The organism is Mesorhizobium sp. M0047 (assembly GCF_040323315.1).
Taxonomy (GTDB): Bacteria; Pseudomonadota; Alphaproteobacteria; order Rhizobiales; family Rhizobiaceae; genus Mesorhizobium.
Genome location: NZ_JAMYUW010000031.1, coordinates 33779 through 57554, shown reverse-complemented (window position 1 = coordinate 57554; position 23776 = coordinate 33779). Strand labels below are relative to the sequence as shown.

Here is a 23776-nt window from a genome sequence, read left to right as displayed (position 1 = left end):
AGCGGATCAGGAATATGACCGAAAAACTCGTCATCATCGGCAACGGCATGGCCCCTGGGCGCATGCTGGAGCATCTCTTGGAAAAGGCCCCCGGCCGCTACCAGGTCACCATCTTCAACGCCGAGCCGCGCGTCAATTACGACCGCATCATGCTGTCGCCCGTTCTGTCGGGCGAGAAGGCCTATGAGGAGATCATCATCCACGGCGACGGCTGGTACATCGCCAACAACATCACCCTCTACAAGGGCCACAAGATCGTTGCCATCGACCGGGAGGCCAAGACCATCACGTCCGATCATGGCGTCACCGAGCCCTATGACAAGCTCGTCATCGCCACCGGCTCGGTGCCGTTCATCATCCCGGTACCCGGCCACAATCTGCCGGGCGTGCTGACCTATCGCGATCTGGACGACGTCCGGGCGATGATGCTTGCCGCCCAGTCGCGGGCCAAGGCCGTGGTCATCGGCGGCGGCCTGCTCGGCCTGGAGGCGGCAGCCGGGCTGAATGCGCAAGGCATGGACGTCACCGTGCTGCATGTCATGCCGACATTGATGGAGCGTCAGCTCGATCCGGCCGCCGGTTATCTGCTGCAGCGTGCGGTGGAGCAGCGCGGCATCAAGGTCATCACCAAGGCCAACACCCAGGCCATCACCGGCAACGGCAAGGTCGAGCAGGTGGAACTTGCCGACGGCACCATCATTCCGGCGACCCTGGTGGTCATGGCGGTCGGCATCCGACCGAACGCCGCAATCGCCAAGGAAGCCGGTATCGCCGTCAATCGTGGCATCGTCGTCGATGCCGGCATGCGCAGCAACGACCCCGATATTTACGCGCTCGGCGAATGCGCCGAGGTCAACGGTCAGGTTTATGGGCTGGTCGCGCCGCTCTACGAGATGGCTCGCGTGACAGCCAGCCAGCTCGCCGGCGACGAGGCCGCGGCTTTCATCCATTCGGACACGCCGACCAAGCTCAAGGTCACCGGCATCGAATTGTTCTCGCTCGGCGATTTCGCCGAGGGCGATGACCGCCAGGAGATCGTGCTGCGCGATGCCTCCGCCGGCGTCTACAAGCGCCTGGTGCTCAAGGACGACCGCATCATCGGCACCGTGCTCTATGGCGAGACGGCCGACGGCGCCTGGTTCAACGATCTGAAAAAGAAGCAGACCGACATTTCAGAGATGCGCGATACGCTCATCTTCGGCCAGTCATACCAGGGGGGTGCCCCGCTGGACCCTATGGCGGCCGTTGCAGCCTTGCCGGATGATGCGGAAATCTGCGGCTGCAACGGCGTTTGCAAGGGAAAGATCACGGGCGCGATCACGACAAAGGGCCTGACCTCGCTCGACGACGTGCGCGCGCACACCAAGGCATCGGCCTCCTGCGGCTCCTGCACCGGGCTGGTCGAGAAGCTGATGGTGCTGACCATCGGCGACAAATACAATCCGGCGGCGGTGCAGCCGATGTGCGGCTGCACGACGCTCGGCCATGACGAGGTACGCCGGCTGATCAAGGCCAAGAGCCTGAAGACCATTCCGGCGGTCATGCAGGAATTGGAATGGACGACTTCCTGCGGTTGCGCCAAATGCCGGCCGGCGCTCAACTACTATCTCGTCTGCGACTGGCCGGACGACTATGCCGACGACTACCAGTCGCGCTTCATCAACGAACGCGTCCACGCCAACATCCAGAAGGACGGCACCTATTCGGTGGTACCGCGCATGTGGGGAGGTGTCACAAACGCCGCCGAACTGCGCGCCATTGCCGACGTCGTCGACAAGTTCGAGATCCCGATGGTCAAGGTCACCGGCGGCCAGCGCATCGACATGCTCGGCATCCGCAAGGAGGACCTGCCGGCGGTGTGGGCGGATCTCGGCCAGGCCGGCTTCGTCTCCGGCCATGCCTACGCCAAGGGCCTGCGCACCGTGAAGACTTGTGTCGGCTCCGACTGGTGCCGCTTCGGCACGCAGGATTCGACGGGGTTTGGCGTCCGCATCGAAAAATTCATGTGGGGCTCGTGGACCCCGGCCAAGGTCAAGATGGCGGTGTCGGGGTGTCCGCGCAACTGCGCCGAGGCGACCTGCAAGGATGTCGGCGTCATCTGCGTCGACAGTGGCTACGAGATCCATTTTGCCGGTGCTGCCGGCCTCGACATCAAGGGCACCGAAGTGCTCGGACTGGTCAAGACCGAGGACGAGGCGCTGGAGCATATCGTTGCGCTGACACAGATGTACCGGGAGCAGGGCCGCTATCTCGAGCGCATCTACAAATGGGCCAAGCGCGTCGGCATAGCCGAGATCAAGCGCCAGATCATGGACGATGGGGAGAAGCGCAAGACCTATTACGACCGCTTCGTCTTCAGCCAGAAATTCGCCCAGGTCGATCCATGGTCGGAACGCGTGTCCGGCAAGGACAAGCACGAGTTCCGGCCGATGGCCTCGGTCGGCTTTGCGCAGGCGGCGGAGTGACAATCATGAACTGGATCGCCATTGGCTCCATCTCCGACATCCCGCGCCGCGGCGCCCGCTGCGTCGCCACACCCGAGGGGAAAATCGCTGTCTTCCGCACCGCCGACGATCAGGTCTACGCCATCGACGACCATTGTCCGCACAAGGGTGGACCGCTCAGCCAGGGCATCGTGCATGGCACGGCCGTGACCTGTCCCTTGCACAATTGGGTGATTTCGCTGGAGACGGGCAAGGCGCTCGGCGCTGACGAGGGCGCGGTGCGGACCATTCCAGTGCGGGTCGAGGGCGAGCATCTGTTCATTGCGCTGGAAGCGCTGGCGAGCCGCGCGGCCTGACACATGGAAATTGAAGAAGCGCGCGAGGTGAGGACCACCTGCCCCTATTGCGGGGTGGGCTGCGGCGTGCTGGCGAAGGTCGCCGCGGATGGGCAAGTGTCCGTCCGCGGCGACCCCAACCATCCGGCCAATTTCGGCCGGCTCTGCTCCAAGGGTTCGGCACTGGCCGAGACCGTCGACCTTGACGGCAGGCTGCTTCATCCGGAGATCCACGGCCGCCGCGCCGGCTGGGACGAGGCGCTCGACCTGGTCGCCTCGACCTTCTCGCAAACCATCGCCGAGCACGGCCCGGATTCGGTTGCCTTCTATGTCTCCGGCCAGTTGCTGACCGAAGACTATTACGTCGCCAACAAGCTGATGAAAGGTTTTATCGGCTCGGCCAACATCGACACCAATTCGCGTCTTTGCATGGCCTCCTCGGTCGCCGGCCATCGCCGTGCCTTCGGCGCCGATACGGTGCCGGGAACCTATGAGGATCTGGAGCTTGCCGACCTCATCGTGCTGGTCGGCTCCAACCTCGCCTGGTGCCATCCCGTGCTCTACCAGCGCATCGCGGCGGCCCGGGAAAAGCGGCCGGAGATGAAGATCGTGCTGGTCGATCCGCGTCGCACGATGACCGCTGACATCGCCGACATGCACCTGGCGATCGCGCCGGATGGCGACGTCGCCCTGTTCACCGGCTTGCTGGCCTATCTCGGCCAGCACAATGCGCTCGACCGCCCCTATATCACGGCGCATACGACCGGTTTCGGGCAGGCTCTCTTCGCCGCCTCCGCGCTCGACCTTGCCAACGTCGCCGCCTCCACGGGCCTGAGCGAGGACGAGCTTGGCCGCTTCTACAGCCTGTTTTCGGCGACCGCGAAAACGGTGACCGTCTACAGCCAGGGCGTGAACCAGTCATCCTCGGGCACCGACAAGGTCAACGCCATCATCAACTGCCATCTCGCGACCGGCCGCATCGGTAAGCCCGGGGCAGGGCCATTTTCGGTGACCGGCCAGCCCAACGCCATGGGCGGCCGCGAGGTCGGCGGCATGGCCAACATGCTGGCCGCCCACATGGAAGTCGAAAACCCGGAACATCGCGATCGCGTGCAGCGATTCTGGAATGCACCGACCATTGCCCGAAAGCCCGGCCTGAAGGCGGTCGAGATGTTCCAGGCGCTGGCCGATGGGCGGATCAAGGCGCTGTGGATCATGGCCACCAACCCGGTCGATTCGATGCCGGACGCCGACGCCGTCGAAGCGGCAATCAAGGGCTGCCCGTTCGTCGTGGTGTCGGACGTGTTGGCCCAGACCGACACCGTGCGCCACGCCCATGTGCGGCTGCCCGCCGCCGCCTGGGGCGAAAAAGACGGCACCGTCACCAATTCCGAGCGTCGCATCTCGCGCCAGCGTGCTTTTTTGGAGCTGCCCGGAGAAGTGCTGCCGGACTGGCGGATTGTTGCCGAGGTCGGCAAGCGGATGGGTTTTGGCGAGGCGTTTTCCCATGCCACGCCGGCGGAGGTGTTTGCGGAGCATTCCGCGCTGTCGGGGTTCGAGAACGATGGTGCGCGGGATTTCGATATTGGAGCTTATGCCGGGGTTGATGGAGAAGACTACGACGCGTTGGAGCCTTTCCAATGGCCGGCGCCGAGCCAAGGCACCCCCCTCTGGCCTGCCGGCCATCTCCCCCGCAAGGGGGGAGATCGGCTGTCACTACAGCCTTCGCCAATCGCCAACGTGGCAAGAATGGCGGCAACGCCTGAACCGCTAATCTCCCCCCTTGCGGGGGAGATGGCCGGCAGGCCAGAGGGGGGTGTTCAAGCTGGACGTCAGCCAGAGGAGAGCGCTCACGCCGCACCTGGCCCTTCCACTACCCGCTTCTTCGCCAACGGCAATTTCTACACACCCGACCGCAAGGCGCGCTTCATTGCCATCCGCCCCACTACAGAAATCCGCACCAGCCCGGACTATCCGCTGATCCTCAACACCGGCCGTATTCGCGACCATTGGCACACCATGACGCGGACGGGGAAAAGCCCGCGGCTTTCCCAGCACATCGCCGAGCCCTTCGTCGAAATCCACCCGGCGGATGCCGCGCTTTACGGCATCGGCGACGCCGACATCGCGCGCGTTTCCAGCCCGCGCGGCGAGGTACTGGTGCGCGCGCTGGTGACGGCACGACAGCGCCAGGGCAGCCTGTTTGCACCGATGCACTGGACCGATCAGTTTGCGGCAAAGGGCAGGCTCGATGCACTGACCGCGCCGGTGACCGACCCGATTTCCGGCCAGCCGGCGTTGAAACATGTCGCGGCCCGCATCGAGAAGTTCGCCGCGAAAGCCTTCGGCTTCGCAGTGACGCGGCAGAGGCCGGGGCCCGATACCACGGCCTACTGGGCCGTGGCAAAATGCAAAGCCGGCTGGCGGGTCGAGCTTGCCTTTGGCGATGACGACATCGACTGGGCCGGCTTCGCCGGGTCCTTGTTCGGCACGTCACCGGGCGCCGAAATCCTCGCCTATCATGACCGCGACGCCGGCCAGCATCGCATCGCTGCCTTCGACGGCGATCAATTGTCCGGGGCCTTGTTCGTCGCGCCCGGTCCGGTTGCCGTTTCGCGTGGTTGGGCGGCGGAACAGTTGAGTGCCGATCACGTCGACCGGCGCGGCAGGCTGGCGATCGTGGCCGGGCGGCCCGGCGGGATCGACGCCGACCGCGGCGCCATCGTCTGCTCCTGTTTCGGCGTCGGCGCCAACCAGATCGCGGAAGCGGTGCGCCAGGGTTGCGGCAGCGTCGCGGCAATCGGCGCGGCGCTGCATGCCGGGACGAATTGCGGCTCCTGCCGCGCCGAAATCAGGGTTATCGTCGACGCACAAACTCTTCAGGCAGCCGAGTGACGAGCGCCGGAGCGGGCCGCGAAGAGTGCGCCCGACCGCTGCCGCCCGCTCGAAACCAAAAGGATCTGCGCCGCGGCGCCAGTTGGGCTAAGATGGCACAAGCGTGCAGCACCGAGCACGAATCCTCTTCAGTCAGGGTCACCCAATGGCTAATCCCCCGCGCCGACCGACAAATCCGATGACGGCCGCCGAGGCCGCCTTCAAGCCGGTGAAGAAGCCGGCTGCTCCGGTTCGTGAGCCCTCGGCCGCTCCAGGTGTCAGGGAGCTTGTTTCGATCCGGATCGACCGAGCCGTTCTGGATTATTTCCAGGAGGATGGACCCGGCTGGCAGGATCGCATCAACGACGCCTTGCGGCAGGTGATAGAAGGCAAGCCGACTGCCGGCGGTTCGGAAGACGAGTAGAGACCGTTGCGTCGCAAAGGTCGCGGCATCCTTGGCGATTTTCTGCGCGGCATGGCAGAACAGGACAACCGTCCTGTATTCGACAAACCGGGCGCGGACGCCGGCGCTTATTGGTCGGCGGCCTGACGCGCCGGCAGGCATGCGTTGATCTAAGACCGGATCCCCGGAGGAATATCATCGGCGGACGCTTTGGTCTGGCGGTCGAAAACGACTGCCAAACCCTTCTTGACAGCATGCGAGGCGACCATGTCGTCAAGTTCGCGATCGGGAATGGCGGGTTTGAGGACCTGCCGGATGGCCCGATAGGCGTGTTCGGTCGACACATAGTCGTGGCGCTTTTTGCGCGCTTCCACATACTGCTCGATGAGAATGCCCAATCGGCGGGCGGCGACAGAGTCTGGTTGCTGCTGCAAAGGAGCCTCCTCAAGCGTCAATGGTTTGCAGACGCCAAGGGATGTAAAAACCCACGCCGCGAAAGTTAAGACCTGCGTCCGGTTCGAGGCCAAATAAAATGTGCCGTCGACATTGACGACAAGGGTGCTCCTGCGCCGAATGATGCCATCAGCAGCGCAGCTGAAGTACTTTGTATATGCTTGTATACGCAACATGATATGATAGCCTCGAAACCGAAGCCGGCACAGCAAGGAGGATCACATGCGCAATGCTTCTCTCTTCGATCTCTCCGGCAGGAAGGCGCTTGTCACCGGCGCAAGCCGCGGCATCGGGCGCAGCATCGCCGAGGCGCTGAGCGCAGCCGGCGCCGACGTCGCGGTCACGGCCCGCGGCCTGGCTTCGCTTGAGGCGACGACGACAGCCATCCGCGCGGCCGGCGGGGTGGCGCACGCCATCGCACTTGACGTCACCGATGTCGAGCGGTGCCGGGCAGCAACCGCCGAGGCCGCCGGCCTGCTTGGCGGTCTCGATATTCTCGTCAACAATGCCGGGATGGAGGAGGTGCGGCCCTCGCTCGATGTCGATGAGGCGCTGTGGGACAGGATCGTCGATACAAATCTGAAGGGAGCGTTCTTCTGTGCCCAGGCCGCCGCACGGCAGATGCGGGACGCCGGCCGTTCCGGCGCCATCATCAATTTGTGTTCGCTGACATCGGAGGTCGGAATCCCCACTGCGGTGCCGTATGGCTCTTCGAAGTCGGGTCTGCTCGGCATGACGCGGGCGCTGGCGGCGGAGTGGGCGGAGCTTGGCATCCGGGTCAACGCCATTGCGCCGGGCTATTTCAGGACGGCGATGACCGACGTGTTTTACAGCAGCGAAGCATGGCAGCAGTCGATGCTGGCCAAGATTCCGCAGCGCCGCTTCGGCGATCTCCACGACCTGCACGGCATCGCGGTGTTCCTTGCTTCGGATGCCGCGGCCTACATCACCGGCCAGTCCATCCCGGTCGATGGCGGCTTTCTCGCCTCGATCTGATGGAGCAGTTTGCCTCGGCAGTTTCGATCGGAAGGACGGTGGAAAAATTGCTGGCGACCGTCATACGTACATGTATATACTTTATGTCCGGGCGAAGCCTCGCGATGGCTTTGATCCTCGTCCCGGGTCGACCCGTCGGCCCGCCGAAAGATGGCCGACCAGCCGTCATTGCGTTCGAAAAGTCCCAGGAGAACCAGCTGCCATGTCCGACATCAGCTTCCACGATTTGTCATCCATCGATGCCGACCAGCGCGCCAGTCTGCTGAAGCGCGCCGAGACCGATCTGACGGTCTTCGTCGAGAAGGTCCGGCCGATCATCCAGGCCGTCAAGGACGAAGGCGACGCCGCCTTGATCCGCTTTGCCAGGGAACTCGACAAGGCCAATGTCGCCGAGGGCGAACTGCAGGTGTCGGAAGCTGAGTTCGACGCGGCGTTCGACAAGGTCGAAAAAGATGTCGTGGAGAGCATCCAGTTCGGTATCGACAACATCCGGCATTTCCACGAGGAGCAGAAGCCGGAAACGATGTGGCTCAAGGAGGTCCGGCCGGGAGCCTATGCCGGCGACAGGTACACGCCGATCGCTTCCGTTGCGCTTTACGTGCCGCGCGGCAAGGGCGCCTTCCCGTCGGTGACGATGATGACGTCGGTACCGGCGGTGATTGCCGGCGTGCCGCAGATCGCCATCGTGACGCCGCCGACATCGGATGGTTCGGTGGACGCTGCAACGCTGGTCGCCGCGCGCCTTGCCGGCGTCGGGACCGTCTACAAATGCGGCGGCGCGCAAGCCGTCGCCGCCGTCGCCTACGGCACCGAGACAGTGAAGCCCGCACTCAAGATCGTCGGTCCCGGCAGCCCGTGGGTGGTGGCGGCCAAGAGCGTGTTGTCCTCGGTCATCAATACGGGTCTTCCAGCCGGCCCGTCGGAAGCGATCATCTTTGCCGATGACAGCGTCGACGGCGGCCTTGCCGCGCTTGATCTTCTCATCGAAGCCGAGCACGGGCCGGATTCTTCAGCCTATCTGGTGACGCACAGCCGCAAGGTCGCCGAAGCAGCACTCGCCGCACTTCCGGATCACTGGTCGCGGATGACTGAACAGCGTGTTGAGTTCTCTCGCGCTGTGCTGACCGGCAAGCGCGGCGGCGTCGTGCTGACTGCGTCGCTGGAAGACAGCTACCGTTTCATCAACGACTATGCGCCCGAACATCTCGAGATCCTGTCGAAGGAGCCGTTCGCGCATCTCGGACGCATCACCGAGGCGGCCGAAATCCTCATGGGACCGCACACGCCGGTGACCCTTGCCAACTTCGTCCTCGGACCCAATGCCGTACTGCCGACCAGCCGCTGGGCGCGAACCTATGGGCCGCTTTCGGTGACGGATTTCGTCAAGCGCTCGTCGGTCGGCTATGTCACCTCGGCGGCCTATCCTGAACTCGCGCTGCATGCGCGCAGGCTCGCCCGCTATGAGGGGTTCAGCTCGCACGAGAACGCGGTGTCGGAGATCCGCGACCGCTATCTCGCCGGCTGAGCGGACGCGATCGTGATGAAGGCCGCACGACTTTATGGACCCGGCGATCTGCGCGTCGAGGACATCGCCGCGCCGGGCACGCCGGATGCGGGCTGGGTGAAGCTGAGGGTCGATGCCGCCGGCATTTGCGGTTCGGACCTGCACAATTTCCGCACCGGCCAATGGATAAGCCGGTCGCCTTCGACGGCCGGCCATGAGCTGACCGGCACGGTGATCGCCATTGGCGAGGGCGTCGATACGGTCGCCGTCGGCGACAGGGTGATTGCCGATTCCCGCTTCTGGTGCGGAGATTGCGCACAATGTCGCGCCGGCAGGCGGCATCTCTGCACTGCGCTGGGCTTCGTGGGTGAGATCTGCGACGGCGGATTTGCAGAACAGGCGGTGCTGCCCGCGCGGCTTTTGCATGCCATCGATGCCGCGCTCGACGAGCGGGTTGCGGCGATGGCCGAGCCGCTGGCGGTGGCGCTGCACGCGGTGCGGCGGCTGCCGAAAACGACAGGTTCCGTGCTGGTTGTTGGCTGTGGACCCATCGGCGGTCTCGCCGCGCTGCTGTTGTCTCGAACTTTTGCGGGCACCGTGCTGGTTGCCGACCGCAACCTGGGCCGTTGCGCCCGGGTGGCGCGGGTGACCGGGGCAACGATCGTCGACCTGAACAGGGATGCCATTGCCAGCGCTACCGCCAATGCCCCGTTGCTCGCGGCCGTCGAAGCGACAGGCAGCATCGCGGCACTGAACCAGTTGCTCCGCGTTCTCGATCCCGGCGGCACGGTTGCTATGGTCGGCATCTTCCATGGCCGCCTCGACATCGACCCCAATAGTCTGGTCGAACGCGAAATCGGGTTGCTGGGATGCCACGCCTTTGCCGACGAGCTGCCCGAGGCCGTCCGGATGCTGGGTGAACTCAGCGATCCGCTGCTGGCCCTGATCGATCAAGAGATCGGCCTGGATGAGCTTCCCGCCGCCTATGAGCGGCTGTTGGCGGGGCGCAGCGACGGCTTGAAAACAATCATCCGCATGCGGCAACCTGTCGAGCCGTCGTGATTTCCGATCAATCGCCGGAAAGGACTTTTGAAATGATCACCTTGCCCGATACGGCCAGCCCTCTCTACGAGAAGGTGAAGGACTATATTCTGACGAATATCGGAACCGGCAAGTGGAGCAAGGATCGCAAGCTGCCGTCCGAGAATGAGTTGGTGGCGTCGCTGGGCGTATCGCGGATGACGGTGCACCGCGCCTTGCGGGAACTGACCGCGGCGGGATTTCTGACCCGGCTGCAAGGTGTGGGAACTTTCATTGCGCCACCGCGGCCGCAATCCACGCTGATCGAGATCAACAATATCGCTGCGGAAATCGTCGAGCGCGGCAACAGGCATCGCTCCGAAGTCCTCGTGCTCGAAACGATCATGCCGACAAAGGAGTTGGCGCTGTCGTTCGAATTTCCAAAACGTGTCTCGATCTATCATTCCGTCGTCGTCAATTTCGAGAACGATCTGCCGGTGCAGTTGGAAGAGCGCTTCGTCAATCCGGCTCTGATACCCGACTACGACAAGCAGGATTTTTCGAAGACGGCGACCTATGACTACCTGATGCAGAAAACCCCGGTGAGCGAGGTCGAGCATATCATCTCGGCGATCCCGGCTGATGCCGAGACGGCGCGGCATCTGGGTATCGATGTCGGCGCCTGCTGCCTTTTCCTGAACCGCCGGACATGGACGGGCGCGGTGGTGGCGACGATCAGCAGGCTGACATATGCCGGCAGCCGCTACTCGCTCGGCAGCCGTTATTCCCCTTCCAAAAATAGCTGACGGTAACGCTGCGACGCAAGACGGAGAGGTTTCGTTGCCAATGTATTTTGCATGTATTGAGGGCAGGCAGAGGCGCACGATCAAAGTCGAAATTGAGTCCTTTCCAACTTGTATATGCATGTATGTATTTTAGCCTTGACATCCGCTCCTGCTGACGCTGAAATATCCTCGCACTTCACCATGAGGTGGCAGGTAAGACGCCGAGGCACAGTGCCGCAAGAGCAGAAACCCGCAGTCTCAACAGACCGGACGCCTGGGTAAGAAAAGCGGTCTGATCATCAAGGGGAACAAAGATGATGCGTAACCTAACAGGACAATTTCGCGCGCTCGTGATGGCCGTCGCCATCGGGCTCGCCGCCGCCCCGGCAGCCTACGCGGCCGATGCGGCCATTCCCACTACGCCCGAGGCGGGAGCGTTCAAGATCGGCATCGAGCCCTGGCTTGGCTATGGCCAGTGGCATGTCGCGGAGGCCAAGGCGCTGTTCAAGGCAAACGGCTTGACCGACGTACAGATCGTCAATTTCGCCGAGGACAAGGACATCAACGCGGCGCTCGCAAGCGGCCAGCTCGACGCCGCCAATATCGCCACGCACACGGCGATGGGCATGGTTGCGGCCGGCCTGCCGGTGAAGATCGTGCTGCTGCTCGATGTCAGCATGACCGCCGACGCCATGATCGCCGGCAAGGACATCACCTCTATCAAGGACCTCAAGGGCAAGGAAGTCGCCTTCGAGGAAGGCACGACGAGCGACATCCTGCTCAAATACGCGCTCGCCAAAAACGGCATGTCGATCGACGACGTGAAGCCCGTGCCGATGCCGGCATCCGACGCAGGCGGCGCCTTGATCGCCGGCCAGGTGCCGGTCGCGGTGACCTACGAACCGTACCTCACTGTCGCCATGGCGCAGAACAAGGACGTCAAGCTGCTGTTCACCGCCGGCGAGGATCCCGGCCTGATCAGCGACGTGCTGGTGGTGCGCGACGAGGTGATCAAGTCGCGGCCCGGCCAGGTGCTGGCCATGATCAAGAGCTGGGACGCGGCGCTCAAGGACTACAAAGCCGATACATCAGGCGGCCGCGCCATCATTGCCAAGGCCGTCGGTTCGGACGTCAAGGACCTCAACACCGCCTTTGACGGCGTGCGCTATTATTCGCTCGCCGAAAACAAGACGGCGCTCACCGGCGACTTCAGCACGAAGACCTTCGCCGATGTCGAAGCCGCTGCCAAGAACGCCAAGCTGCTGCAGGCCGATGTGACGCCGGAACAGATGATCGACCCGTCTTTCGTCAAGGCGGCGGAATGATCAAGGCCGGTTCGCTGTGGTGACGCAAATGTCGGCGGAGCGACCGGCGGAAACAGGCCCGGCGCATTCCGCGCCAGGCCCCATCACGAAACCGGCGAAGCGCCGCCGATCCTCCGGGATCGGTGTGCCCATCGCCAGGTCGCGTTTCCTGACGATCGCGGTGGCTGTCTTTGTCGGGCTTGGCCTTGCCTGGTGGACGGCGACCGGACTGGGATGGGTGAAGCCGATCTTCTTGCCGTCGCCGGGCAGCGTCGCGACGCAGATAGCCAAGCTCGCGGCCGACGGCACGTTGTGGCTGGACCTCAAAGCCTCGATGTATCGCATTTCCATCGGCTTCCTCATCGCCTCGGCACTGTCGATACCGATCGGCGTTCTGATCGGCAGCTTCCGCTCCTGGGAAGCGGCCATCGAACCCCTGGTGGACTTCATCCGCTACATGCCGGTCGTCGCCTTCGTGCCGCTCTCCATCCTGTGGGCGGGTACCGGCGATACGCAAAAATTCCTGATCATCTTCATCGGCACCTTCTTCCAGCAGGTGCTGATGATCATGGACAACGTCAAACGGGTTCCCGCCGATTTCATCGGCCTTGGGCGCACGCTCGGCCTGCCGGATCGCAAGATCCTGACGCGCATTGTCGTCCCCAGCGCTCTGCCGGGTATCTGGGATACGCTGCGCATCAGCCTGGGCTGGGCGTGGACCTGGCTGGTGCTGGCCGAACTGGTCGCGGCGACATCGGGGCTTGGCTATCGCATCACCGTGTCGCAGCGCTATTTCCAGACCAACACCATCATCGGCTACATCCTGCTCTTGGGCCTGCTCGGCCTGATCACCGACCAGGTCATGAAGGCGTTGGAAAAGGTGCTGTTCAAGCAGGAGGGCCGCTCGCAATGAGGTGCCGCCGATGAGCTCTCCCAAATTGCGGATCGCCGGTCTCAACAAGAGCTTCGGCACGGGCGAGCGACGCAAGGAAGTGCTACGCGACATCAACCTCGATCTTGCCGACAACGAGTTCGTCTCCCTGGTCGGCATATCGGGCTGCGGCAAGAGCACGCTACTGTCGATCGTCGCCGGATTGCAGGATTTCGACGCCGGCGATCTCAGCATCGATGGCGCGCCGATCCTGCGGCCGGGCCTCGACCGCGGCGTCGTCTTCCAGTCCTACACGCTGCTTCCCTGGCTGACGGCGCGGCAGAACATCGAGTTCGCCCTCAAGGCCGCCGGCTACGACCGTTCGACCTGCCGCAGCATCGCGCTAGAGCATCTCAAGCTCGTCAAGCTGTCGGACAGCGCCGACCGCTATCCGGCCGAACTCTCGGGCGGCATGAAGCAGCGCGTTGCCATAGCGCGCGCGCTTTCCTATCGGCCCAAGATGCTGCTGATGGACGAGCCCTTCGGCGCGCTCGATGCCTTGACCCGGCATCAGATGCAGGAGCTGCTGACGCAGATCTGGGAGGAACACAGGTTGACCGTCCTGTTTGTCACTCATGACGTCGAGGAGGCCGTCTATTTGTCGGACCGGATCGTCGTCATGGGGATCGGCCCGGGGCGCATCACGCAGACGTTCAACGTCGATATCGAGCGCCCGCGCCGTGAAGAGGTGATGGAAAGCCCGGCATTCATGGATCTGCAGCGCGGCGTTCACAAGGCGATCCGCGAGGCGTCAAAACGTCCCGAAATGGCGTAGCATCCGGGCGGTCAAACAATTCGTTGGCCCCACATATCAGTCAGGAATCAGGGGCCGTGGGGACCGCATAGGCCGAGCGTCCACGCGACGGTCCCGCAAAAGTCGCCGACATACCCATGGTAGCTGCCGTAACCATTGTAGTAGCTGTCCATCCGGGCATTGTCACCGGCCGAGTTGTCGCCCGTCCAACCGCCGCCAACCCACATGTCAGTCCGTAGATATTCCCGGTGAACCACGTGCCGATGCTCGCCGCCGCGATGTGCCGCGACATGGCGGACAAAATGGTGCCTAACGACCGCGGCATCGGCGACAGTGCTAATAGAGATCGCGCTCGCGGCCGCCAGGACAATGGCACCGGTGAGCATCATCTGCCGTTTCATGAGGATGCCTCCTGTTCATGCGAGACATGCACGGGACGAAAACGGATTCTGCACCCACACGTTCCTTCACAAAATCGGGACAAGCGATCTTTGGACAACGGCCGTATTGCGCAATCGCCGCTTGCCTCACTCAGGCGATCTCGCACATAGGTCTTGTCAGAAAACGCACGGGCAGCAGGCGATCTGTCGGGTCGAACCCTGCCGGCCGCACTCAGGTCGCTTTGCCGAGCGCCGCGTCCATTGCCATTTCTTCCCCAGAAATGTCATCGAACGAAGCGTAGTTCATGTTGTAGAGGCGGGCGTAAAGGCCTTTCCCCTGCATCAGCTGTTCGTGGTTGCCGCTTTCGACGATCTCTCCGTTCTGCAGCACGATGATGCGGTCGGCGCCGCGGATGGTGGCCAGACGGTGGGCGATAACCAGCCCCGTGCGGCCTTCCAGCAGTTTGACCAGCGCCTTCTGGATCAGCATCTCGGTGTAGGAATCGATGCTGGCCGTGGCTTCGTCGAGCACCAGGATCTTCGCATCCGCCACCAGCGCACGCGCAAAACTGATCAGCTGGCGCTGGCCGAGCGAGAGATTGCCGCCGCGCTGCTCGAGCTCGGTGTCGTAGCCATCGGGCAGGTTCTCGATGAAATCGTGCGCGCCGACGGCTTTCGCGGCACGCACCACTTCCTCGCGGCTGGCACTCGTCTTGTGATAGCGGATGTTTTCCAGCACCGAACCTGAGAACAGGAACGGCTCCTGCAGCACCATCGCCACCTGATCGCCGAGCGAATCCTGCGTCAGGTCACGCACATCGTGGCCACCGACCAGGACTTGACCCGACCAGACATCGTAGAAACGGTGCACCAGCGCCATCGAGCTTGACTTGCCCGACCCGGTCGGACCGACAAGGGCCACGGTCTCGCCCGGATTGACGCGAAAGGAGATGTTCTTCAGCACCGGCTGGTTCGGCCGGTATCCGAAGGTGACGTTCCTGAACTCGACCGAGCCGTCCATGTCGCGCGACAGGGCGACGGCGCCTTGCCTGTCACTGACGTCGACGGGAACATCGAGCACTTCGGAGATGCGCTGGCCCGAAGCCATGGCGCGCTGCATGACGCTGTATTGCATGGTCAGCGAGCGGATCGGGTCGAAGAAGCGCTGGATGTAGAACAGGAACGCCACCATGACGCCGATGTCGAGGCTGTGCGAGAGCACCATCGAACCACCGACGACGATGACCGTCGCCATGGCGATGCCGGTCAGCGTGTCGACGATCGGCACCATCACCTGCGCATATTTCGCCGAGCGCAGATGGGCATTGAGATTGGCCAGCACCTTCTCGTCGTAAAGGTCGAAATTGACGTGCTGACGCTCGAGGCTCTGCACCGTTCGTACGCCGTGAATGCCTTCGGCCAGCGCGCCATTGGCGATCGAGTTGGTTTCGTGCGCGGCCATGAAGGCGACCTTGGCACGCGGCAGCCAGAACAGGCGCACGATGAACAGCACCGGCATAGTCGACAGCGTCAGCAGGCCGAGCCGGAAATCGAGCCACAAAAGCACGCTGACAATGCCGAACAACAGCACGATGTCACCGACCGACATCACAGACGTCTCGAGGAATTCCTGCATCGAATTGACGTCGCCCTGCAGGCGCGACATCAGCCGGCCGACCTCGGTCTTGTCCATGAAACTCAGCGAGACACGCTGCAGGTGGCTGAACATGGCGCGGCGCAAATCGGACAGCACGTTCTCGGCGACCTTGCCGACGACGCTTTCCTGTACGTAGCTGGCGGCATAGTTGATGACGATGATCAACGCGAACGCGCCGGTCGCGGCGATCATCACCGACCGGTCGAGCCGGCCCGCTGTCATGCCGTGGTCGATGGCGTAGCGGATGACCAGCGGGATCGCCAATTGCGTCAGGGTGAACACCAGCACCGCAGCGACCGAGATGAAAATCCGGCTCTGGTAGGGTCTCACGAAGCTCCAGATGCGCCTGATAATGCGCGGATCATAGGCTTTGCCGAAAACCTCTTCCTCGTCGCGATGGGAGCCGACGACGGCCTTTGTCGGCCGGCCACTGGTGTCTTCCTTGTCGTCGTCGCTCTGTGTCGACATCAGACTTCCTTATATACATATAGGTATGTAAGGAAAAAAGTTGCTACTATCATGCTCGCCGTCGCCGCGATGTAAAAACAAGCTGCCATCCAAAATCTGATAGGATGCATTTCACTCATGTATACTCTGCCACGAGCGCGGAATATCCCCGACAATATTGCGGGATACACTACGGATATACAAAAACTTATAAGCCATATATCCGATAGAATGCATGCGACTACGACCGCTGCGCGGGATGCGACAAAGCTAAAGCTCATGATATTCGCCATTCGGCTCCCACCGCAGGCCGGTCATCGTCCGGCCGCAACTGCAAATCGTAAAGAGCGCGATAGCGTCCACCGAGCGACAGCAATTGCTGATGCGTGCCGCGTTCGACGATACAGCCGCCTTCGACGAACAGGATCTGGTCGGCATGCATCAGCGAACTCAGCCGATGCGAGATGATCAGCGTGACGCGATCCTTGGCGAAGCGCTTCATCGCCGCCCGGATCCGCTGCTCGGTGCCGGCGTCTATTGCCGCGGTCGAATCGTCGAAGACCAGCACCGATGGCCGCAGCATCAGGCTGCGGGCGATGGTCAGGCGCTGCCGCTGGCCACCGGAAAGCGACGCACCGCGTTCGCCGACCACCGTGGTGTAGCCTGCCGGGAGACCGATGATGTAGTTATGCAGCTGGGCGTACTCGGCCGCCTGGCCGATGCGGGTCTCGCGTGCCCAGGGATTGCCGTAGGCGATGTTGTTCTCGATCGAGGTGGTGAACAGGAACGCGTCCTGCTGCACGACACCGACGGCCTTGCGCAACGATTGCAGCGTCACCTCGCGGATGTCCTGGCCATCAATGGTGATCGCACCTGAAGTGACGTCGTAGAAACGCGGGATCAGGTGTGCGATGGTCGACTTGCCGCTGCCAGGCGGGCCGACAATGCCGATGGTCTCGCCGGACCGGGCCTCGAATGAGATGCCCGACAGCGTTGGCCGGCCGCTCGCGCCCTCATAGCGGAAGCCGACATTGTCGAAGCGCAAAACGCCGTCGGTGACGACGAGGTCCTTGGCGCCAGGCGCGTCCTCGATGTCGAGCTCAGCGTCGAGCAGTTCGAACAGGCGGGTGCCGCAGGTCGAGGCGCGCGCGAACGAGTTGACCATCAGGCCGAGCTGGCGAACGGGCATCTGCAGGATGGTCATGAAGGTGAGGAACTGGGCCAGCGTGCCGACGCTGATTTGGCCCGCAATCACCTTCTGGCCACCGAACCAGAGTACCAGGCCCATGGCGGCCAGGAAGGAGAAGTTCATGGCGCTGGTGTTAGCGACGCGGATGTCGACGCGCTGATTGGCAAGCTCCAGCGCCGACAGCTTGGCGCGGTCGAATTTTTCGAGCTCATGCCGCTGCGCCGCGAAGGCCCGCACGACACGGATGCCGCCGAGATTCTCGTCCATCACGCGGCTCAACACCGAGAGGCGCTCCTGCAACGTTAGCCAGGTGCTGCGCAATGCGAGCTGGGTGACTGAGGATCGCCAGGCAACGAACGGCACGAAGCTCAAGCTGAGCAGCCCGAGTACAAGGTCGGTGCTGATCAGCAGATAGGCGCCGACGCCGATCAGCACGCCGAGCAGGACGACGCGCAGGATGCCGGTGGAAAAGAACATGCGCACGCCGTCGAGGTCGAGCAGGCCGAGCGTGATCAGATCGCCGGTGTGGACCCTGTCGTGGAAGGAGAAGCTCAATCGCTGGATCTTCTCATAGAATGCCAGGCGCAGCTCATAGCCGGTGCGGTGGCCGACGGCCTCGCCATAGTAGTTCTGCGCCATGGTGAAGAGACCGCGCAGAATGCTGACGACGAGCAGCGTCAGCGCCGTGTTCCACAGCGCTTGCTCTGCCGCGGCACCGGCACCCGTGGTCATCACGCCCTGCGCCTGGTCGATGGCGCGTCCCAGCAGGCGCGGAATGAACAGCTGCAGCGTCGCGGCAATGAAGGTCGAGACGATGGTGATGGAGACCTGCCAGGGATGGCGCAGCGTCATGCGCACGATACGGAGCAAGGTGCTGAGGCCCTTGCCCCAGGAGGCTTCCGCCACATGGGCAAACGATTTGCCGCGCTCCGGCGCGCCGCCGATTGCTTGCGTGTTCAAAGGAAAATATCCAGACCAATCCGGACGTTAGCCCGGACTAATAAAGCAGACTCAATTCAGATGGCGCGATGGTACGCGGGTCCGGCTCCACCGTTCAAGAGCCAATGCCGTCGGCGCACTGTGCCTGCAGCAACATGCCGCGAGTGACCCGGTGCATTGCCGGGGGTGGCACGTAGCGGCCATTGGCCGACGAGGCCGGCAGCCGCAGTTAGGCAAGGGACGGCCGGACGAGGCGCAACCACCCGTCCGGCCGGAATTTCGGTTGCTAGGCAGGTATCAGGACGGCGATACGATGCACACCGACCTCCTTGCTTGTATTCGTCGCCTCGTCGGTCTTGCCCTTGGAGCAGGTGTACATGTCACCTGTCTTGAGCTTGAATTCCTTGTCTGCCTTCTTGATGGTGAACGCGCCGGAAGTGATCGTGCAGACCATGTCGTTGTCCATCACGGTTTGAGGGGCGTGTGCTCCGGGCTGAAAGACTATGTCGACAATCGCGATGCTCTTGTAGGCGGGAATGTCGGAGTTGCCGGTGCCGACCTCAACCAGTCTGACACCGGGCGCAATCTCCTTGCCTTCTTTCGGGCCGTATTTCTTGGCTTTCGCGGACGCCGTCAGGGCAAAAAAAGGCGTCGCCGCGGCGGCCGTCATACCGAGAGCAATTGCAGACCTGCGATTCATGGTTTTCATCGCGTCCTCCCATTGGTTGGTCACGCACGAAGGTGCATGGCGATGATATATTAGCACAAACGCATTTACTTGTATGCGAAGAAGCGCCGAAGTCCATCTCGGCGGTAGAACTCCGGGCTTCCGGTTACCGCAGGTCAGTAAGCCACGACAATTTCACATGCCGCCGCCGCAGCCGTCGGACAGGTCCCAGACATCGACGATCTGCTTGCCGATGAAGCCGTGCTCGCGGATCAGGTATTTCGCCAGACCGCCATACACTTTCCAGCGCCAGCATTGGCAGCAGCACGGACCCTTCTCCTCGGAATTTGCCATCGCATAGTCGTAGGTCTGCTGTTCGGTGCTGGTGAGTTTCACATCGTAGTAGGGCATCATCTTCTGCGCGACGCCTGCCGGGATATCGTACGGATCACTCGGGATCATCGCTATGTCCCGGTATCTGGCCAAGCCGTTCACCTGCTCGACATAGCGCTTCATTTCCATCGGGCTGCAGCACGAGCCCTTGATCCGCGAGGTGCTCGGCATGGTGGCGATCGATTCCGTGAATTTGGCCGAGCACGTGCTGTTGCCGTTTTCGCTGAGGTCTTTGAAGCGGCTCGCCAGGCCTGGATCCTCCGCGGCGATTGCCAAATCCGTATCCCTGAGGAAGCCCATAATCGCGGCGGTCCCAAAAATGCCGCGCAGAACCGTTCGTCGACTGGGGTGCGATATTTGGCTCATTTGGCGGCCCTGGCCTGCTCGACCAGGCTCTTCATCGTCGCAAGATCGGTCGCGCCCGGGAAAATCCGGCCGCTGACGACGAAGCCTGCCATGATCGGCGCCACCTGGCGGCTGCGTTGCAATGGCCAGCATGAGGGAACGGGCCATTTTGCCGGAAACTCCGCCGAATTGCCCTGAATTATAGATCATAGGGTTCTCCTTCCTTCGGATGATGCTTCAGAAAAGGTTCTTTAATTTCGCCAGCCAGCCCTCTTGCTGTTCGTGATGCGGCCGCTCGATGCTATTGGTCAGCGCATTGACCAAGGTGACGAGATTGATCGGTGCGAAATCCAGGCCATGGAAATTCGCGCGCCAATAGCCCTCCTTGTCGATCACATGCGTGACGATGCCGTGCGCCTGAATGCCGTCGTCCGTTTTGGTAAATTTGTGGCCAAAAGCTTCCGCCAGCGTGCGGGTAGCGTCCTCCGGCTGGTCCTGGGTTGTGGTCAGGAACGCCCAATTGACGGGATCGAGCCCATGCGTTGGCCCGTATTTTCGCATCACGTCCGGCGTGTCTCTCGTCGGATCTGTGGTGATGCTGACAAAGGTGACCTGGTCCTTCATCGGCGTGCCGTTCACCATTTTCTGGATCTCGGCGATCTTCTCGGCATGCAAGGGACAAACGTCCGTGCACGATGTGTAGATGAAATGGAGGATGACAACCTTGCCACGCAGATCAGCCAGCCGCACCATGTGCCCGTCTGCGGTACGCAGCGTGAAGTCGGGCGCGGGTTTGTCGATCTGCTGGAAATACTTTTCGTCGCTCTGAAGCATGGCGTCGAGTTCTTCGAGCGAGTGCGCTTGCGCGCCGTGGACGAAGCCCACAATCAGCGCAGCAACGGAAATCAGGCACCGCAGGAAATGCATCCATTCTTGGATACGGACTGGCATCAGCTGTTGCCTTTCAGATCGGCGGGCACCGTTGTCGGACCAACGGCGACCTCTTCAGCTTTGGGGGAACCGTCTTCGGCCGGACAGGCGCGACCTGTCATCTTGTGCATGCAGAGGCCGAGCGCGCACATTGCGACGCAGGGCAAAGCGCTGAGAAGCAGCGGCGTGACGCCCGCCGCGGCCAGCCAGCTCCAGTTGGATGCAAGGCCTGCGAGGATCACGGCCGCCGCCAATGCGGGGAAGCCACGCCGGCCGCCGAGATAGTAGCGAATCGAGGCGAGGACATTGCGGCCGAACGAGGCCTCCTTGGCTCGGATCAGTTCTGTGGCGGTCACAGTGAATTCCTTCTCAGTTGGCAGCAAAATGGCTGCGGATAAAATCGACCATGTCGGGAGCATCCCATTCAGCCGGACCAATCAGGCGGGCGATCTCCTTGCCCCGGCGGTCGATCAGCAATGTCATGGGAAGGCCGAGGGCGCCGAGCGCGAACATCGCCTTGGCCGACGTGTCGATGTTGAGGGCGAGATGCTCGATACCGATCTCGGCGAAGAACTTTTTCACCTTGTCCGGACCGCCGCGATCCATCGACAGCGCGACGACCTCGAAGTCCGGCCCGCCGAGTTTGGCCTGCAGCCTGTCGAGCGTCGGCATTTCCTTTCGGCAGGGAGCGCACCACGTCGCCCAGATGTTGAGCAGCACGACCTTGCCGGAAAAATCGGCGAGCGTTTTGGGTTGTCCATCGCCGTCCTGGAACTGAATCTCCGGAAGCGGCTGCGGGCTCGCCTGAACAGCAAAATTCTGCGGCGGCTCGCCGGCCGTCGCAGGTCCAGGCACCGCGAGCAGTGCGCCGAAGAGAGCGAGAGCGACCATCTTCATAGCTGCCGTTCCCTCGATTCAAGCCGCAGGAACGTCATGGCGAGCCAGGTTCGGGCAGGGCAGTCCGACGTATCGGCAGACATGGCGCTTGCCTTTCAGTCCGTCGCGTAGATCGTGGGCGCCTTGCCGTCCTTGGTGAAGGCGTAGACGATGAAAGGGCCAGCCTTCTCGCCACCCATGCCGGGGGCACCGGTCGGCATGCCGGCCAGCGTGATGCCGGTGATGGCGGGCCGTTCGGTCAACAGTTTCTTGACGATATCGACCGGCACCAGCCCGTCGACGACATAACCGTCGACCATCAGCGTGTGGCAGCCTTCGAGGTCCGCCGGCACGCCGGCGTCACTGCTGATCTGGGACAGATTGTTGACGGGCTTGATGTCGACCTTGAAGCCGTTGTGTTCCAGATAGTTGGCATAGGATTCGCAGCAGCTGCATTGCGGGTTCTTGTACATCACCGCGTTGATCGTCGCCGCGACAGCCGGCAGCGGCATTGCGATCGCGACGGCGAAAGCGGCGAGAGAGTAAGTCAGTTTCATTGCAGTACTCCTTGTTGTCTTATTGTTGTTTTGACGAGAAAATCAGGTCACACGAAACACCGTCATGAGGCCGGCCATCTGGTGGTCGGCGACATGGCAGTGCAGCATCCAGTCGCCGGGATTGTCGGCGACGAACGCGCATTCGATCGTGTCCCTGGGAGCGAGCAGCACCGTGTCCTGCCATTGCCGGTACGGTACCGGCGAACCGTTGCGCGCAAGCACCAGCATGCTGAAGCCGTGGATGTGCATCGGGTGCCACCAGGCAGTTTCGTTGCGCATTGTGAGATGACAGGTTGCGCCGCGGGGCAGGGTGAACTGCGGCGCCATGCCGGCGTGGCCATCACCGGTCATCGACATGCCGTTGATCGCCCAGGCAGCGCCTCCCTTCATGCCGGGTGTCGCCATGCCCATCATGCCGCCGACGCCAGCGAGCTTGCCGCCACCCATCATGCCGCCTTGCAGGACGATCTCCTGGCGCTCGGTGCTTGCGAGATCGGGTTGCTGCAACGGGTTGCGCGGCAGGCCAAGCGGCGTACCGAGAGGATGGGTCCGAAGTGGCGATGCGCTGTCATAGGCAAGCGTGGTCAGCGTATAGGCGAGACCGTCATAGAAATCGTCGATCACTGCGTAACGCTTGCCTGGGTCGCCCTGCATATCGATCACGACGTCGATGCGCATGGCAGGGGCCAGAACAAGGCGGCCGTCCTCCGGTTCATGCGGATCACAGGGCTGGCCGTCGATCGCCACGACGACCGGGCGGTGGCCTTCGAAGCGCAGCGACATGATGCGGGCGAGCGACGCATTGGCCAGCCGCAGCCTGACGCGTTCGCCCGCCCTTACGCTCTGGTCGGCCGGCGCCGTGCCGTTGATGGTGACGACGTTGCCGACGCGGCCGGACATCGCCGCGTCCATCGCGCTGCCGAAACCGGGCGCCATCTGCCCGTCGTCGGCAAGCCGCCAGTCCTGCAGCAACCACAAGAGGTCGCGGTCGACGGCAACGGGTTCGGTTTCCTCGACAATGAGGGCGCCGGCGAGCCCGCGGCCGAGCTGCACAAGGCTGTTGGCATGCGGATGGTACCAAAAGGTGCCGGCGTCGGGCGGCGTGAATTCATAAACGAAATCTGTTCCCGGCTTGATCGGCTGCTGCGTCAGGCCGGGTACTCCGTCCATGGCGTTTTGCAGGCGGATGCCATGCCAATGGACCGTGGTTTCCTCGTCCAGCCCGTTCTCGACCGTGATGTGAACGGGTCGGCCCTGGCGCAGGCGCAGCATCGGGCCGGGGACCGTCCCGTCATACGCCCAGACGGGAGTAAGCGGATCGCCAGGGCTGGTGAAGCTGGCGTGGCCGGGCGCGATCCTGATGCGGCGTTCATCGACGGCGGATGCTCTTGGCGTTGCGGGGTGCACCAGGGTGGCCGCAGCAACGCCCGCCGCGGCAAAGACGAACCTGCGGCGTGAAATGGAATGACTGGAATCGATACTCACTCTCAAGCCCTTTGCGATCTCAATCGACGGCGAGCCTCTCGACGTCGAATTGCCGTGTGCCTGCCGGCGCGAAGCGCAGCGGCAATCAAACGCCGGAAATCAGCCGTG

At 62.8% G+C, this 23776-nt stretch carries 22 protein-coding genes; 11 read left to right on the top strand and 11 right to left on the bottom strand.

The window, feature by feature from the left end:
- Positions 1-14 precede the first annotated feature (14 nt).
- The 4 genes from nirB to NKJ89_RS25010 all read left to right on the top strand — a co-directional run bounded on the left by nirB (position 15) and on the right by NKJ89_RS25010 (position 6077).
- A complete protein-coding gene (gene nirB, locus NKJ89_RS25025) occupies positions 15-2465 on the top strand; it encodes a nitrite reductase large subunit NirB (protein WP_352606445.1) in 2451 nt (816 codons plus the stop codon).
- A 5-nt stretch (positions 2466-2470) separates the two neighbouring features.
- A complete protein-coding gene (gene nirD, locus NKJ89_RS25020; RefSeq protein ID WP_352606443.1) occupies positions 2471-2800 on the top strand; it encodes a nitrite reductase small subunit NirD in 330 nt (109 codons plus the stop codon).
- Between the two features lie 3 nt (positions 2801-2803).
- The gene (locus tag NKJ89_RS25015) at positions 2804-5674 is read left to right on the top strand and encodes a nitrate reductase (RefSeq protein ID WP_352606441.1); all 2871 of its coding nucleotides are present in this window, start codon (positions 2804-2806) and stop codon (positions 5672-5674) included.
- 145 nt (positions 5675-5819) lie between these two features.
- Positions 5820-6077 carry a BrnA antitoxin family protein gene (locus NKJ89_RS25010; RefSeq protein WP_352606440.1) on the top strand — a complete coding sequence of 86 codons (258 nt, stop codon included), beginning with the start codon at positions 5820-5822 and terminating at the stop codon, positions 6075-6077.
- 149 nt (positions 6078-6226) lie between these two features.
- On the opposite strand, the gene NKJ89_RS25005 is transcribed toward NKJ89_RS25010, so the two are convergent.
- Positions 6227-6685, bottom strand: coding sequence for a hypothetical protein (locus tag NKJ89_RS25005; RefSeq protein ID WP_352606438.1), 459 nt, complete (start codon positions 6683-6685; stop codon positions 6227-6229).
- 46 nt (positions 6686-6731) lie between these two features.
- Here NKJ89_RS25005 and NKJ89_RS25000 point away from each other — a divergent pair, with 46 nt between their 5' ends.
- From NKJ89_RS25000 to NKJ89_RS24970, 7 genes are all read left to right on the top strand, one after another.
- Positions 6732-7505 carry an SDR family NAD(P)-dependent oxidoreductase gene (locus NKJ89_RS25000; RefSeq protein WP_352606436.1) on the top strand — a complete coding sequence of 258 codons (774 nt, stop codon included), beginning with the start codon at positions 6732-6734 and terminating at the stop codon, positions 7503-7505.
- A gap of 202 nt (positions 7506-7707) precedes the next feature.
- A complete protein-coding gene (gene hisD, locus NKJ89_RS24995) occupies positions 7708-9030 on the top strand; it encodes a histidinol dehydrogenase (protein WP_352606434.1) in 1323 nt (440 codons plus the stop codon).
- A gap of 15 nt (positions 9031-9045) precedes the next feature.
- On the top strand, positions 9046-10071 hold the full coding sequence (locus NKJ89_RS24990; RefSeq protein WP_352606432.1) for a zinc-dependent alcohol dehydrogenase: 1026 nt from the start codon (positions 9046-9048) through the stop codon (positions 10069-10071).
- A 32-nt stretch (positions 10072-10103) separates the two neighbouring features.
- Complete coding sequence (gene hutC / locus NKJ89_RS24985; RefSeq protein WP_352606430.1) at positions 10104-10835, top strand: histidine utilization transcriptional repressor HutC; 732 nt, start codon at positions 10104-10106, stop codon at positions 10833-10835.
- 296 nt (positions 10836-11131) lie between these two features.
- Positions 11132-12139, top strand: coding sequence for an ABC transporter substrate-binding protein (locus tag NKJ89_RS24980; protein WP_352606491.1), 1008 nt, complete (start codon positions 11132-11134; stop codon positions 12137-12139).
- Positions 12140-12263: 124 nt separating this feature from the next.
- On the top strand, positions 12264-13031 hold the full coding sequence (locus NKJ89_RS24975; protein ID WP_031260273.1) for an ABC transporter permease: 768 nt from the start codon (positions 12264-12266) through the stop codon (positions 13029-13031).
- 10 nt (positions 13032-13041) lie between these two features.
- A complete protein-coding gene (locus tag NKJ89_RS24970; RefSeq protein ID WP_352606429.1) occupies positions 13042-13824 on the top strand; it encodes an ABC transporter ATP-binding protein in 783 nt (260 codons plus the stop codon).
- A gap of 47 nt (positions 13825-13871) precedes the next feature.
- Here the strand turns inward: NKJ89_RS24970 and NKJ89_RS24965 are convergent, their stop codons facing one another.
- The 10 genes from NKJ89_RS24965 to NKJ89_RS24920 all read right to left on the bottom strand — a co-directional run bounded on the left by NKJ89_RS24965 (position 13872) and on the right by NKJ89_RS24920 (position 23668).
- The gene (locus NKJ89_RS24965) at positions 13872-14204 is read right to left on the bottom strand and encodes a hypothetical protein (RefSeq protein ID WP_352606427.1); all 333 of its coding nucleotides are present in this window, start codon (positions 14202-14204) and stop codon (positions 13872-13874) included.
- Between the two features lie 211 nt (positions 14205-14415).
- A complete protein-coding gene (locus tag NKJ89_RS24960; RefSeq protein WP_352606426.1) occupies positions 14416-16308 on the bottom strand; it encodes an ABC transporter ATP-binding protein in 1893 nt (630 codons plus the stop codon).
- 256 nt (positions 16309-16564) lie between these two features.
- Complete coding sequence (locus NKJ89_RS24955) at positions 16565-18436, bottom strand: ABC transporter ATP-binding protein (RefSeq protein WP_352606424.1); 1872 nt, start codon at positions 18434-18436, stop codon at positions 16565-16567.
- A gap of 265 nt (positions 18437-18701) precedes the next feature.
- Positions 18702-19148: a hypothetical protein gene (locus NKJ89_RS24950; protein ID WP_352606422.1), complete on the bottom strand. Its 447-nt coding sequence runs from the start codon at positions 19146-19148 to the stop codon at positions 18702-18704.
- 129 nt (positions 19149-19277) lie between these two features.
- Positions 19278-19751: a hypothetical protein gene (locus NKJ89_RS24945; protein ID WP_352606420.1), complete on the bottom strand. Its 474-nt coding sequence runs from the start codon at positions 19749-19751 to the stop codon at positions 19278-19280.
- A 306-nt stretch (positions 19752-20057) separates the two neighbouring features.
- Positions 20058-20771 (bottom strand): SCO family protein, encoded by a 714-nt coding sequence (locus NKJ89_RS24940; RefSeq protein WP_352606419.1) that lies wholly within the window; start codon positions 20769-20771, stop codon positions 20058-20060.
- Entirely contained in the window at positions 20771-21106 is a 336-nt protein-coding gene (locus NKJ89_RS24935; RefSeq protein ID WP_352606417.1) for a hypothetical protein, read from the bottom strand. Before NKJ89_RS24935 ends, NKJ89_RS24940 begins: the two co-directional genes overlap by 1 nt.
- A gap of 13 nt (positions 21107-21119) precedes the next feature.
- Entirely contained in the window at positions 21120-21647 is a 528-nt protein-coding gene (locus NKJ89_RS24930; protein WP_023759571.1) for a TlpA family protein disulfide reductase, read from the bottom strand.
- Between the two features lie 95 nt (positions 21648-21742).
- Positions 21743-22183: a DUF411 domain-containing protein gene (locus NKJ89_RS24925; protein WP_023759570.1), complete on the bottom strand. Its 441-nt coding sequence runs from the start codon at positions 22181-22183 to the stop codon at positions 21743-21745.
- Between the two features lie 42 nt (positions 22184-22225).
- On the bottom strand, positions 22226-23668 hold the full coding sequence (locus NKJ89_RS24920) for a multicopper oxidase family protein (protein ID WP_352606415.1): 1443 nt from the start codon (positions 23666-23668) through the stop codon (positions 22226-22228).
- Positions 23669-23776 lie beyond the last annotated feature (108 nt).